The following is a 12,286-nucleotide window of genomic DNA, read 5'->3' as shown; positions in this document are numbered from 1 at the left end:
TACGGATATGAAGAGCCCCCTGCTGACCCTGCCCGGCGCCGTCCCCGCCGAGGGCGTGGACGAAGGTGTCGCCGCCCACTACGGCGATCTGTTCCGTGAGCAGCGCGCCCTCGCCGACGGCACCGGATTCGTTGACCTCTCGCACCGGGGGGTCGTCGCCGTCACCGGCGAGGACCGGCTCGCCTGGCTGCACCTGCTGCTCACCCAGCACGTCAGCGACCTGCCGGCGGGCCGGGCGACCGAGGCGCTGATCCTCTCCGCGAACGGCCACATCGAGCACGCGCTGTACCTCGTCGACGACGGCGCGACGGTCTGGGCCCATGTGGAGCCGGGCACCCAGGAGGCGCTGATCGCGTACCTGGAGTCGATGAAGTTCTTCTACAGGGTCGAGGTCGCCGACCGCACGGCCGACATCGCCGTCGTGCACCTCCCCGCCGGCTCCATCGCCGAGGTCCCCGAGGACGCCGTCGTGCGGGAGACGCCGCACGGCCGGGACCTGTTCCTGCCGCGCGCCGACCTGGAGGCCTACGCGGCGCAGGCCGGGCCGCCCGCCGGGATCCTCGCCCACGAGGCGCTGCGCGTGGAGCAGCACCGCCCCCGGCTCGGTTTCGAGACCGACCACCGCACCATCCCGCACGAGCTGGGCTGGATCGGCTCGGCGGTGCATCTGCAGAAGGGCTGCTACCGGGGGCAGGAGACGGTCGCCCGGGTGCAGAACCTGGGCAAGCCGCCGCGACGGCTGGTCTTCCTGCACCTCGACGGCAGCGAGGTCCACCTGCCCGTGGCCGGGACGGAGCTGCGGCTGGCGGGTGGGGGCACCTCCCGCTCGAGCGAAGCCGAGAGTGGGGGAGGCCCCGACGGCCGCAAGGTCGGCTTCATCACGACGTCCGCCCGCCACCACGAGCTCGGCCCGGTCGCCCTCGCCCTGGTGAAGCGGAACGTGGCGGTGGACGCCCCGCTGGTGGCCGGGGACACCGCCGCGGCGCAGGAAGTCGTCGTCGAGCCGTAGGACTTGTAGATCTTTCGGGTCAGATTTCGATCTGCACGGTGAACGGGCCGTCGTTCGTCAGCGATACCCTCATCGCCGCTCCGAAGCGGCCCGTGGCCACCGTCGCGCCCAGGGAGCGCAGTTGGGCGACGACTTCGTCGACCAGCGGTTCGGCCACGTCGCCGGGGGCGGCGGCGTTCCAGGTGGGGCGGCGGCCCTTGCGGGCGTCGCCGTAGAGGGTGAACTGGCTGATCACCAGGAGCGGTGCGTCGATGTCGCTGCACGACTTCTCGTCGTGCAGCATGCGGATCGACCAGAGCTTGCGGGCCAGCTGGGCCGCCTTCTCCTTGGTGTCCTCATGGGTGACGCCGACGAGGACGCACAGCCCCTCGCCCTCGATCGCACCCACGGTCTCGCCGTCCACGACGACGCTCGCGCCGTCCACCCTCTGCACCACTGCTCGCATACGTCCATCATGCAGGGCGGTGACATCCGCGCCGCGGCTGGTCGGCGCATGGCCCGAAAGGGTGGTTTGCGCGGGCGCCAACAGCCCCTGCACGGCCGTATTTTGCTGCTATACCGCCCATCTGGGGTCTATCGGGGGCACTCGTTCCCATAGCGGCCACTTGGGGTGGCACGATGCTTGCACACACCGGTCGAGGGGACGGTTGAGGCACATGAGCACATCAAGCACCGGACAGCAGCAGGCGGCTTTCCGGTCGACATACACGGGGATCGGCGCGTCGGAGTATCACCGGCCGCCCACACAGCGCACGGACAGCCCGCGGCTGCCCTCGGACACCTCCGGGCCTCAGCTGCCCGCGCTGAGCCTGCCCGAGCTGCGCACGCTGCGCCGCGAGGCCCAGCGCGACGAGGCCGACCTCAGCTATCTGCGGCGGCTGCTCCAGGGGCGCATCGACATCCTGCGTGCCGAGGTGACCCGGCGTGCCCCGGCGGACGCTGCCTCCGTCGCCGTGGCGGAGAGGACCTCGGTGGTGGAGCGGCTGGCGGAGATCCTGCGGGACGCCCCGGCCCGGCACCGCTCCTCGGCCCGCCACGTCACCCTGGGCACCCCGCAGGGGGAGGAGTACCGGCGGCTGGCCGCGGAGATGCTCGCCGAGGTCGAGCTGTCCGACCTCGGCGCGCGCACGGACCTGGAGCTGAACACGGCGATGGGGCGGCTCGAGCGGCACGAGCAGCAGGTCTCCCGGCGCCGTCAGCGGCTCCAGCGCGCGGCCGACGAGTGCAGCGCGGAGATCGCGCGCCGCTACCGCGAGGGGGAGGCGCAGGTCGACGACCTGCTGGTGTGAGCCGCTCCGGGGCCGAGCACAGGGGCTGAGCTGCGGGGCCGAGTCCCCGGGCTGGGCTGCGGGGCCGAGTCCCCGGGCTGAGCTGCGGCACCGAGCCCCCGGGCTGGGCTGCGGGGCCGAGCCGCCGGGCTGGGCTGCGGGGCCGAGTCCCCGGGCTGGGTTGCGTGGCCGAGCCGCCGGGCTGGGCTGCGGGGCCGAAGCTCCGGGGGCGGGGGAGGGCCGGTCGGATATTCACGCGACACCGACCGGTCCTGTGCCTAGCGTTGGGTCATGACCCCCATGCCCCGTGCCGACGACATCGACGTACGCCCGATCACCGAAGGCGAGTTCGCCGACTGGCTGCGGGCCGTGAACACCGGCTTCCTGCGGGCGTCCCCTCTCACCGAGGAGGAGGTCGAGGGCCGGCGCGTGCGGTTCGTCGAGGGCCGCTACCTCGGGGCCTTCGACCACGGCAGGTGCGTGGCGACCTTCCGCTCCTTCGACCAGGAGCTCACGGCCGTCGGCGGGGCCGCCGTCCCGGCCGACGCGATCTCGGGCGTCACCGTCACCGCCACCCACCGCCGGCGCGGACTGCTCAGCCGGATGATGGCGAAGGACCTGGCGGCCGCGAAGGACCGCGGGGACGTCGTCGCGACGCTGATCGCCGCCGAGTACCCGATCTACGGGCGCTACGGCTTCGGGCCGGCGACCTGGATGGCGGAGTGGACGGTCGACGTGCCGCGCGCGGGTCTCGACGCCCGCTGGGCGGGCCCGGCTGACGGCGGCCGGATCGATCTGGTGGAGGGCGAGGACGTCCGCAAGCTCGGCCCCGAACTGCACGAGCGGCTGCGTCGCGGCCTGCCCGGAGCCATCGACCGCGACGAGACGTGGTGGAAGACGAACACCGGCGCCCTGCGCTGGGACCCGACGTGGAAGCAGCCCTTCTACGCCGTGTACCGCTCGGCGTCCGGCGAGGTCGAGGGCATGGCCGCCTACGAGGTGGACGACACCTGGGGTGACGCCAAGCAGCCGTTGAACACGGCGACCGTGCGGTGGCTGCTCGGCACGACACCGGCCGCCGAACGCGCGCTGTGGGAGTACGTCTGCTCCGTCGACTGGGTCGTGAAGGTGAAGAGCGGCTGGCGGGCGCCCGACGACCTGCTCCCGCACCTCCTGCCCGACCCGAGGGCGGCCCGGATCACCTCGCTCGCGGACTGGCTGTGGGTGCGGATCCTGGACGTCGGGCGGGCGCTCGAGGCGCGGACGTACGAGGGCCGGGGGGCCCTGGTGCTGGAGGTCGCCGGGGTGGACGGGCTGACCGGCGGGCGCTACCGGCTTCAGGCCTCGCCGGAGGGGGCGTCCTGCACGCCGACCACCGAGAGCGCGGAACTCGAGCTGGGACCGGGCGAGTTGGCGGCGCTGTGGCTCGGGGACGAGTCGGCGGTGCGGCTGGCGGCGCTGGGGCGGGTGCACGAAGGACGAGTGGGCGCCGCCCGGAAGGCCGACGCCCTGCTGCGTACGTCCAGGCGGCCTTGGTGCCCGGACATGTTCTGAGCCGCTCCCTCCTGCCGGTGTGCTGGGGACCCGCATCCGTAGCGAGCTGTTCAGTTGTGGTTGTCGTGCGGCCGTACCGGCCGGGCGGGACTCCCGGCTCCCCTCCGGAAGGGAGTCCCTGGGCGGGTGGCCAACCCCTTGAAGGTCTGACCATGTTCCCCAAGTTGGCTGCCAACTTCTCTGTTCTTATCTCCGCCTGGAAGCGGCTCATAACCACCTTTCCCTGAACTGCCTAAAGATGGCGGGAAGTTGTACTGTTCGGTTGTGGACCCGGAACATGACTCCGTCAACGGACGGAAGAGGTCAGGACGGCCACAGAGAACACATCACCAGGTGGCCGACGAGCTGCGCGCCCGGATCAGGTCGGGGGCGCTGCGCCCCGGTGAGCGCATGCCCACCCAGGCTCAGCTGGCTCACGAGTTCGGCGTCGAGCGCGGTGCCGTCCGGCAGGCCCTGCGGATCCTGCAGTCCGAGCGGTTGCTCACCAACGTGTCCAAGGGCAGTCCGGCGACCGTCGCGCCCGACCCCGTCGGTGCGCTGACCGGCCCGCAAGCGCCGCCGCGGCCCACGACGGTGGCTCTCGCTCCCCGGATAGCGGACGCCTTCGCGGCCGAGCACGTCGAGATCGACGCCGTGTGCCTGACGTCCATCTCCCTCACGCTCGCCATCGGTGAACCGCTGCGGCAGATCCACGCCGGACGGCTGAAACCGGCCAAGGTCGACGTCCGGGTGCTGCTGCCGAGCCGGGACATCGACCTGGCCTTCCCGGTGCCGGTCGAGGGGCACGACGACGACCGGGTGCACGAGCGGTGGCTGGCGATGCGCAACGCCCAGGGGCAGGTACTCCAGCACAACCTGCTGGCGCTGCGCGCCACGCACGGCATCGACGTGCGCGTCACGTTCCGGGCGCTGCCCTTCACCCCGCCGGTGAAGCTGTACCTGCTGAACGGCACGGAGGCGCTGTTCGCGTACTACACGCTGGCGCGCCGGGAGGCCGAGACCGATCACGAGCAGCCGGCGCTGTACGACGCCCAGGGCACCCAGTCCATGCTGTTCGCCTTCCGGCAGGGGGCCGGGCTGCGCGACACGACGTTCGTGGAGCAGTCGCACCTGTGGTTCAACGCACTGTGGGAGACGATCAGTTCGGAGCTGGTGCTCACGAGCTGACGTCCCCCACGGGCCGTTCCGGGGTGGTGCGGTGACTCATCGGGCGGGGCCCGTGATCAGCAGCGCGAGCACGACGGCTCCCGCGGAGCTGACGGCCGGGCTCTTGGCCTTGACGCCGACGGTGAGAAGGATCAGGCCGACGAGGCCGGCCGGACCGTACTTCCACTGGACGATCTGTTCGAAGGCGACGACGAAGGCGGCGGAGAGGAGAGCGAGGGCGGGCATCGGTGTTCCCCCTTCGGAAGTCCGGAAGCAAAACTTCCGCCAACTTCGAGAAGTTGGCAACCAACTCTGATTAAGTTGTCCCCACTTGGCCCCTAGTTATAAACAACTTTCAAGCAACTCCCGTCAAGTGGATCAGAGTTGTAGCGTTTGGTCGTGGCCCAGGAGAGCGTGGCGGAGAACGTGGCAGCGAACGGCAGCAGAAGGTCATCGCCCCAGGAGATCGCCGACAGCCTGCGGGAACGCATCCGAGCCGGCGAGCTCAAGCCGGGAGACCGCCTGCCCACCCAGGCCGAACTCGCGGAGCGGTTCGGCGTGGAGCGCGGCGCGGTCCGCCAGGCGTTGCGGGTCCTCCAGGACGACGGTCTCCTCACCAACGTCAGCAAGGGCAGCCCGCCCCGGGTCGCCGCCCCGACGCCCGCCCGTGGCGAACCCCAGCCGACCATGGTGGGCCTGGCCCCGCGGCTGACCGAGGCGTTCTCGGCCCGGCACGTCCGGGTCGACGTGGTCTGCCACACGGCGGAGACGCTGATGGTCGCCATCGGCGAGCCGCTGCGCCTGATCCACGAGGGCCGCATCCTCCCCGAGTCGATCGACGTCCGCATCCTGGTCCCGTCCCGGGACATCGAGCTGGCGTTCCCCGTACCGGTCGAGGCGCACGGCGACGACAACCCGGTCCACCAGCGCTGGCTGGCCATGCGCAACGCCCAGGGGCAGGTCCTCCAGCACAACCTGCGGGCGCTGCGCTCGACGCACGGCATCGACGTGCACGTCACGTTCCGGGCGCTGCCCTTCACCCCGCCGGTAAAGCTGTATCTCCTCAACGAGGAGGAGGCCCTGATCGGCTACTACATGCTGACCAGGCGCGAGGAGGAGTGGGGCAGCCAGACCTTGGACATGTACGACGTCCTCGGCTCCCAGTCCCTGCTCTTCTCCTTCGTGCAGCGGACGGGCCGGCGGGACGCGGCCTTCGTAAAGGAATCCCAGAAGTGGTTCAACGCCCTCTGGGAAACCATCACGACGGACCTGACACTCTCCTAGTGACTCCTGATGCGGCGCAGACTGATGCGGTGACGAGCGAGACCGAGAACGATCCGTACGAACTTCGCGATCTGGCCAGACGCGCGCGTGTCGTGCTCTGGGACTTCGACGGCCCCATCTGCCGCCTGTTCGCCGGGCACTCGGCGGAGCAGGTGGCGACCGACCTGGTCTCCTGGCTCGAGAGCCGTGGCCTGCACGGCCTGCTGACCGATGCCGAGCGTGAGTCCCTCGACCCGCACGTGGTGCTGCGGGCGGTGGACCGCCGGCACCCCGGCAGCGACCTGGTCGCCGAGCTGGAGGAACGTCTCACCCAGGAGGAGCTGCGGGCCGCTTCCTCGGCGTGGCCGACCGCGTACGCGGACCCGCTGATCCGCACCTGGACGGCGGTGGGCTCCCGCCTGGCGATCACCACGAACAACTCCCCACGAGTGGTCCGCACGTACCTCGCGAGCCGCGGCCTCGTCGGCTGCTTCGCTCCCCACATCTACGGCCGGACCCGGGAACTCCGTCACCTCAAGCCCGATCCGCACTGCCTGAACCGGGCGCTGAACGCGATGGGGGTGGCACCGGGCGACGCCCTGATGATCGGAGACACGCCCTCCGACCACGAGGCGGCCGGACGGGCCGGGGTGCCCTTCCTGGGCTACGCGCGCAACGGAAGGAAGGCCAAGCTGCTGAGGGCGGCCGGGGCCGATGTGGTGCTGGAGTCCCTGGAGCCGCTGTTGCGTCTGCTGCGCACCTAGGCGCCCACCTGCCCGCTTGCGGGGCGAAAAAGCACTGGTGAGGTCGGAGAGGGACGAGGGGCGACTGGGTGTAGCATTCCCGCACCGTGCAGCGATTGAGTCAAACGCTCGTCCTCGTTCGTATGTGAGAGGGCCGACCGGCCTGCCATCGAACGAGTTTGCGCCACCTCACGCAGGTGAGTGGCAACCGACCCGTATCGGCTCACTCCGCCATGCGCGGCACCGGCCGCGAACCTACGGTTTGCCTTACCGTCACCCCCTTACTTGTACTTCACTCGGGCTTCACTCGTACTTCCGGAGCGGCCAGTGGGCGCACCCCCTCTTCCCCGCCCTCTTCACGGGGAGCGCGCCTCGCACGACGCCACCTGCCGGGCCTTCGTGAAGCTGGCCGTCGAGACGGGTCAGGCGACCAGCGGCCACCACAACCGGAACTACGTCCTACCGCTCACGGAGGACATGGCCCGCCTGGTCGGGCGTGAAGCGGGGACGTCGGTGACCGTCCGGATCCGGCGTCCGGACGCGCTGCCCGTCGTCATCCGGACCTGGCAGGACGAGGCGAAGATCCTCGACGCCGTCCGGGCAGTCCTGCCCCACGCGCCGGAGTGCCTGGTCACGCTGGACGGGTGCGCTGTCCACAGCTTTGTGGAAGGTGTTCCGCTCTCCAGCGTCTGCGGCAACGGCAAGCCCGTCGACACCCTGCTCATCCAGGCCCTGGCGGGTCTGCTCGCCCAGTTGACACACGTACGGCGTGGCGCGCTGCCTGCCCTTCCGCCCGTCTGGCCCCGCAACGACACGGACAGTCAGGGTTTCCTCCGGACGCTGGTCCATCTGGCCGACCGGCAGATCAAACGGCCCGACTGGACGGCCTTCGGCGGGCTGTTCGCCGCGCTCGGCATTCCGGAGGACGCGCTGGCCGAGCTGGCCGGGCGGGTTCCCGCGATGGCCCGGCGGCCCTTCAGCCTGCTCCATGCCGACCTGCACCGGGACAACGTGATCGTGTCGTACGCGGGTGACCCGCCCCTCGTCTGTGTCGACTGGGAGCTCGCCACCTACGGTGACCCGCTGCACGACCTCGCGTCGCACCTCATCCGTATGCGGTACCCGACCGACCAGCGGGCCGAGGTGGTCGAGGCGTGGGCCGGGGCCATGCAGGACGTCCGTCCGGCCGCCGTCAACGGCCTGACCAGGGACCTGAGGCACTACCTGGCCTTCGAGCGGGCCCAGTCGGTCTTCCCGGACGTGATGCGGGCCGCCCGGTCCCTGGAGGAATCGTTCACGCAGACGAGCCTGGACGAGGCGACCGCGCGGGTGCGCCGGGCCCTCGAGGCGGCGGCGGAACCGTTGCGCCTCACGAAGGTGCCGCGCGGGGGCGAGATCAAACGGGCCCTGTTCCGGTGGCTGGTGTCGCGTGTGAACGGGGACATCGGCGGCCGGGCCTGGATCGCGAAGGCGTTCGAGTGGAGCCCTGACCGGCGCGTTCCGGAGCGCCCCGACTTCCCGCCCACCGCGGTGCGGGAGGCCCTGCTGGCGGAGGGAGCCGCTCCCGCGGGCAGGGTGTTCAAGGGGACCGCCCACCTGAACACGGTGGTGACGGTGCCGGGCGTCGACTCACCAGTCGTCGTCCGGCGGAAGCTGCCCGAGGTGTGCCGGCGGGAGCGTGGCTTCCTCAGCGAGCACGCCGTACTCAGGGCGATCGAGGAGTCGTCCGCCGACGTGGCGGCGCCGAGGGTGCTCGCACTGGGCGAGACGTTGCAGAGCGACACCATCGCCTTCCACACCTACGTCGGGCCGCGGGACGTCGGCCGGCCCCCCGACCACCCCGTCCACGGCCTGCTGCCGCACGAGGCCGACGGTCTGGTGGACCAGCTGTGCGCCCTGACGCGCGTGCGGTACCAGCAGGTCGATCCGACGGCCGGCGACGGCCGGTTCCACCGCCGGCTGCGGGAGCAGCTCGTCGCGCTGGTACGGGATCTGCCGAAGGAGTCGCAGCAACTGGCGCGGCATCTCGGACTGCCCGACGCGGACCGCCTGCGACTGATCCTGTCCCGGCACGAGGTGAGTGAGCGTGAGCCCGCCCTGCTGCACGGGGACCTGAACCCCTGGAACCTCGTACGCCGTGACGACCACCTGGCGCTGACCATCATCGACTGGGAGATGGCCGTCGTCGGCGACCCCCTCTACGACCTGGTCCGGCACATGCACCTCACGCCGACCCGGCCGGAGATCAGGGAGCGGATGTTCCGCCGCTGGGAGCGCCTGCTGCCGGCCGAGTACACCCACGACTGGCGCAGGGACTGGCAGGTGTACCGCTGGCTGGAGATCGTGCGCTCCGCCTATGTCGACCTGGACCGCATCGTGACCGGAGCGAGCCGGGACGCCCCGAACGTCCGGCGAGCGGTGGACTCCTACGCGGTGACCCTCGCCGCCGCCACCGCCTCCCTCGGCCTCCCCACGCGCTCCACGGCGAACCCGTACCTCGCCCGCGCCTTCGCCTCCCGGCCGCTCCCCGGCACTGCGTAGGCTCCCAGGCATGAGCACCCCCGGCCTGCGTGAGCGCAAGAAACAGCGGATGTACGAGACCGTGTCGGACATCGCCGTGCGGCTCTTCCTGGAGAAGGGGTTCGACGCGGTGTCCGTCGCGGAGGTGGCGGCGGCGGCCGAGATCTCCAAGCCGACGCTGTTCCGGTACTTCCCGGCCAAAGAGGATCTGGTGCTGTACCGGATCGCCGACCATGAGGGGGAGGCCGCCCGGGTGGTTGCGGAGGGGTCTGGGACCGCGCCGGTGGAGGCGTTGCGGCGGCACTTCGTGGACGGGCTGGAGCGGGGGGATCCGGTGACCGGGCTCAACGGCCATCCCGACGTCCTGGCCTTCCACGCCCTGCTGTACGGGACGCCCTCCCTGGTCGCCCGGGCGCACGCGCACCAGGAGCGGTCGGAGGCCGCGCTCGCCGACGTGCTCGGGGGTGATCTGGACGCGCGGCTGGCGGCCGGGCAGATCATGGCCGTGCTGCGGGTGCTCGCCCTGGAGAACTGGCGGCGGATCGCGGCGGGGGAGCGGGTGGCGGACGTGCGGCCGGACGCGGTGGCGGCGGCGGAGCGGGCGTTCGGGCGGCTGGCGGCCGGGCTGCCGCCACATCTGCAGCGCCCGTCGCATCCGGTGCGCCCGTCGCATCAGTCATGCCCGCCGCAGCCGAGTGAAACTCGGTAAATTATTTAACTCGGTTACCTTTTCGCGTACGCTCGGTGGAATGACCTCGACCGAGCCCGCCCTCCAGCACGCCCTCGACACGGAACGCGCCCATCACGAGCGCTGCCGGACCGCCCTCGCCGCGATGGTCGAGGGCGCCGGTGAACAGGTCGTCATCGGGGAGGACGTGTCCGCGTCCGGGGCCGATGCCGAGGTCCTCGGGTACCGGCTGCGCAGCCGGGCGAAGGCGCTGCGGGAACTGCCCGAGGGGCCCTTGTTCTTCGGAGCTCTGGAGAGCGGGGACGGGCCGTTGCACATCGGGCGGCTGCGGATCTCCGAGCACCCGGCCGAACCGCCCCTCGTCGTCGACTGGCGTGCGCCCGTCTCGCGCGCCTTCTACCAGGCCTCGGCCCGCGACCCGCAGGGCGTCGCCGTGCGGCGGCGGTTCGGCTGGGCGCCCGGCAGCCGCGGCGACTCCGCGGACCTCACCGGCCTGGAGGACGAGCACCTGGAGCAGGGGGAGACCCGCGACAGCGAGATCGTCACCCGGGAGATCGAACGGCCCCGGGTCGGGCCCATGCGGGACATCGCCGCGACGATCCAGCCCGAGCAGGACGACCTCGTACGGGCGGACCTGGCGGTGTCGGTATGTGTGCAGGGCGCGCCGGGCACCGGCAAGACCGCCGTCGGGCTGCACCGGGCCGCGTACCTGCTCTACACGCACCCGCAGCGCATCCGGCGCGGCGGCCTGCTGATCCTCGGACCCAACCGCACCTTCCTGTCGTACATCGCGGAGGTGCTGCCGGCCCTCGGGGAGACCGGTGTGCGGCAGTCGACGCTGGGGGAGGAGATCGCCCGGTGCCCGGTCCGGGGCCTGGACGAGGAGGCGGCCGCGGTCGTGAAGCACGACGCCCGGATGGCCGAGGTGCTGCGGCGGGCGCTGTACACGCGGGTGCGTCCCGACGGCGGCGGGGCGTCGCTCGCCGTGCCGGACGGGTCGTACCGGTGGCGGGTCCCGGCGGGGGTGCTGGCGGAGATCGTGGACCGGGTGCGGCAGGAGGAGCCGCCGTACGGGGTCGGGCGGGAGCGGGTGCGGGCGCGGATCGTGCGGTGCCTGCGCGAGCAGGCCGAGCGACGGTCCGGGCCGCCCCCGAACGCCTGGGTGCGGCGGATCGAGCGGGCGCGGCCGGTGTCGGCGTACGTCGATGCCGTGTGGCCGCGGGTGCGGCCCGAGGAGGTCGTGGCCGGACTGCTCGGCGACGCAGGTGTGTTGGCGTCGGCCGCCGAAGGGCTCCTCGACGCCGGTGAGCAGCGGGCGCTGCTGTGGGAGCGGCCGCCCCGGTCCTGGAAGTCGGCGCGCTGGTCGGCCGCCGATCAGGTGCTGCTCGACGAGGTGGCCGGGCTGATCGAGCATCCCGAGGGGTACGGGCACGTCGTCGTCGACGAGGCGCAGGACCTGTCCCCGATGGAGTGCCGCGCCATCGCACGCCGGGCCCGCTTCGGTTCGCTGACGGTGCTGGGCGATCTGGCGCAGGGGACGACACCGTGGGCGGCCCGGTCATGGCGTACGGTCCTCGCGCACCTGGGGAAACCGGACGCGGCCGTGGTCGCCCTGACCACCGGGTTCCGGGTGCCGCGGGCGGTCGTCGGGCTGGCCAACCGGCTGCTGGAGCGGCTGGAGGTGGACGTGCCGGCCGCCCGCTCGCTGCGCGGGGACGGGGAGCTGCGGATGCGGGAGACGACGGCGGACGGCGTGGCCGGTGCGGTCGTGGCGGCCGTACGGGACGCACTCGGGCGGGAGGGCTCGGTCGGGGTCGTCGCGGCGGACGCGGACGTTCCCCGGCTGCGGGCGGCACTGGACGCAGCCGGCATCGACGCGGCGGGGCCGGACGAACTCGGCGCGCGGGTCGCGCTGGTGCCGGCGAGCGTGGTCAAGGGCCTGGAGTACGACCAGGTCGTGGCCGTGGAGCCGGCGGCGATCGCCGAGGCGGAGGAACGGGGGCTGCACCGGCTGTACGTGGTGCTGACCCGGGCGGTGTCACGGCTGGAGGTGGTGCGGGGAAGGCCACTGCCCTTCTAGGGAACGGTGGTTAGG

General features: G+C 72.0%; 11 protein-coding genes. 9 read left to right on the top strand and 2 right to left on the bottom strand.

The features are described from left to right. Positions 1–7 precede the first annotated feature (7 nt). Positions 8–1,009: a CAF17-like 4Fe-4S cluster assembly/insertion protein YgfZ gene (gene ygfZ, locus FDO69_RS37105; protein ID WP_104787593.1), complete on the top strand. Its 1,002-nt coding sequence runs from the start codon at positions 8–10 to the stop codon at positions 1,007–1,009. A gap of 19 nt (positions 1,010–1,028) precedes the next feature. Here the strand turns inward: ygfZ and dtd are convergent, their stop codons facing one another. Continuing rightward, positions 1,029–1,454 carry a D-aminoacyl-tRNA deacylase gene (gene dtd, locus FDO69_RS37100; RefSeq protein WP_030242984.1) on the bottom strand — a complete coding sequence of 142 codons (426 nt, stop codon included), beginning with the start codon at positions 1,452–1,454 and terminating at the stop codon, positions 1,029–1,031. A gap of 211 nt (positions 1,455–1,665) precedes the next feature. On the opposite strand from dtd, the gene FDO69_RS37095 reads away from it, so the two are divergent. The 3 genes from FDO69_RS37095 to FDO69_RS37085 all read left to right on the top strand — a co-directional run bounded on the left by FDO69_RS37095 (position 1,666) and on the right by FDO69_RS37085 (position 4,998). Continuing rightward, a complete protein-coding gene (locus FDO69_RS37095; protein ID WP_104787590.1) occupies positions 1,666–2,298 on the top strand; it encodes an RsiG family protein in 633 nt (210 codons plus the stop codon). Positions 2,299–2,568: 270 nt separating this feature from the next. Then, positions 2,569–3,831 carry a GNAT family N-acetyltransferase gene (locus tag FDO69_RS37090; RefSeq protein WP_420878573.1) on the top strand — a complete coding sequence of 421 codons (1,263 nt, stop codon included), beginning with the start codon at positions 2,569–2,571 and terminating at the stop codon, positions 3,829–3,831. Between the two features lie 249 nt (positions 3,832–4,080). Continuing rightward, positions 4,081–4,998, top strand: coding sequence for a winged helix-turn-helix domain-containing protein (locus FDO69_RS37085; RefSeq protein WP_104787584.1), 918 nt, complete (start codon positions 4,081–4,083; stop codon positions 4,996–4,998). 36 nt (positions 4,999–5,034) lie between these two features. Here the strand turns inward: FDO69_RS37085 and FDO69_RS37080 are convergent, their stop codons facing one another. Next, a complete protein-coding gene (locus FDO69_RS37080) occupies positions 5,035–5,223 on the bottom strand; it encodes a hypothetical protein (RefSeq protein WP_104787582.1) in 189 nt (62 codons plus the stop codon). A gap of 147 nt (positions 5,224–5,370) precedes the next feature. Here FDO69_RS37080 and FDO69_RS37075 point away from each other — a divergent pair, with 147 nt between their 5' ends. The 5 genes from FDO69_RS37075 to FDO69_RS37055 all read left to right on the top strand — a co-directional run bounded on the left by FDO69_RS37075 (position 5,371) and on the right by FDO69_RS37055 (position 12,271). Next, positions 5,371–6,261: a FadR/GntR family transcriptional regulator gene (locus tag FDO69_RS37075; protein WP_234388267.1), complete on the top strand. Its 891-nt coding sequence runs from the start codon at positions 5,371–5,373 to the stop codon at positions 6,259–6,261. 29 nt (positions 6,262–6,290) lie between these two features. Further along, a complete protein-coding gene (locus tag FDO69_RS37070) occupies positions 6,291–7,004 on the top strand; it encodes an HAD family hydrolase (RefSeq protein WP_234388266.1) in 714 nt (237 codons plus the stop codon). Positions 7,005–7,310: 306 nt separating this feature from the next. Continuing rightward, positions 7,311–9,524, top strand: coding sequence for a phosphotransferase family protein (locus FDO69_RS37065; RefSeq protein ID WP_104787574.1), 2,214 nt, complete (start codon positions 7,311–7,313; stop codon positions 9,522–9,524). 10 nt (positions 9,525–9,534) lie between these two features. Further along, positions 9,535–10,212: a TetR family transcriptional regulator gene (locus tag FDO69_RS37060; RefSeq protein WP_167526762.1), complete on the top strand. Its 678-nt coding sequence runs from the start codon at positions 9,535–9,537 to the stop codon at positions 10,210–10,212. A gap of 40 nt (positions 10,213–10,252) precedes the next feature. Continuing rightward, positions 10,253–12,271 carry a HelD family protein gene (locus FDO69_RS37055; RefSeq protein WP_104787568.1) on the top strand — a complete coding sequence of 673 codons (2,019 nt, stop codon included), beginning with the start codon at positions 10,253–10,255 and terminating at the stop codon, positions 12,269–12,271. The last annotated feature ends 15 nt before the right edge of the window (positions 12,272–12,286 follow it).

The organism is Streptomyces tibetensis, from assembly GCF_007655005.1.
Classification (GTDB): Bacteria; Actinomycetota; Actinomycetes; order Streptomycetales; family Streptomycetaceae; genus Streptomyces; species Streptomyces tibetensis.
The sequence above is the reverse complement of the archived record's forward strand: the minus strand, read 5'-3'. Positions and strand labels throughout refer to the sequence as shown.

Bases quoted from the DNA above. Each gene is read 5' to 3' on its own strand.
- FDO69_RS37060 (WP_167526762.1), top strand. From the start codon at position 9,535: ATGAGCACCCCCGGCCTGCGTGAGCGCAAGAAACAGCGGATGTACGAG.
- FDO69_RS37095 (WP_104787590.1), top strand. From the start codon at position 1,666: ATGAGCACATCAAGCACCGGACAGCAGCAGGCGGCTTTCCGGTCGACA.
- ygfZ (WP_104787593.1), top strand. From the start codon at position 8: ATGAAGAGCCCCCTGCTGACCCTGCCCGGCGCCGTCCCCGCCGAGGGC.
- FDO69_RS37090 (WP_420878573.1), top strand. From the start codon at position 2,569: ATGACCCCCATGCCCCGTGCCGACGACATCGACGTACGCCCGATCACC.
- FDO69_RS37080 (WP_104787582.1), bottom strand. From the start codon at position 5,223: ATGCCCGCCCTCGCTCTCCTCTCCGCCGCCTTCGTCGTCGCCTTCGAA.
- FDO69_RS37055 (WP_104787568.1), top strand. From the start codon at position 10,253: ATGACCTCGACCGAGCCCGCCCTCCAGCACGCCCTCGACACGGAACGC.
- dtd (WP_030242984.1), bottom strand. From the start codon at position 1,454: ATGCGAGCAGTGGTGCAGAGGGTGGACGGCGCGAGCGTCGTCGTGGAC.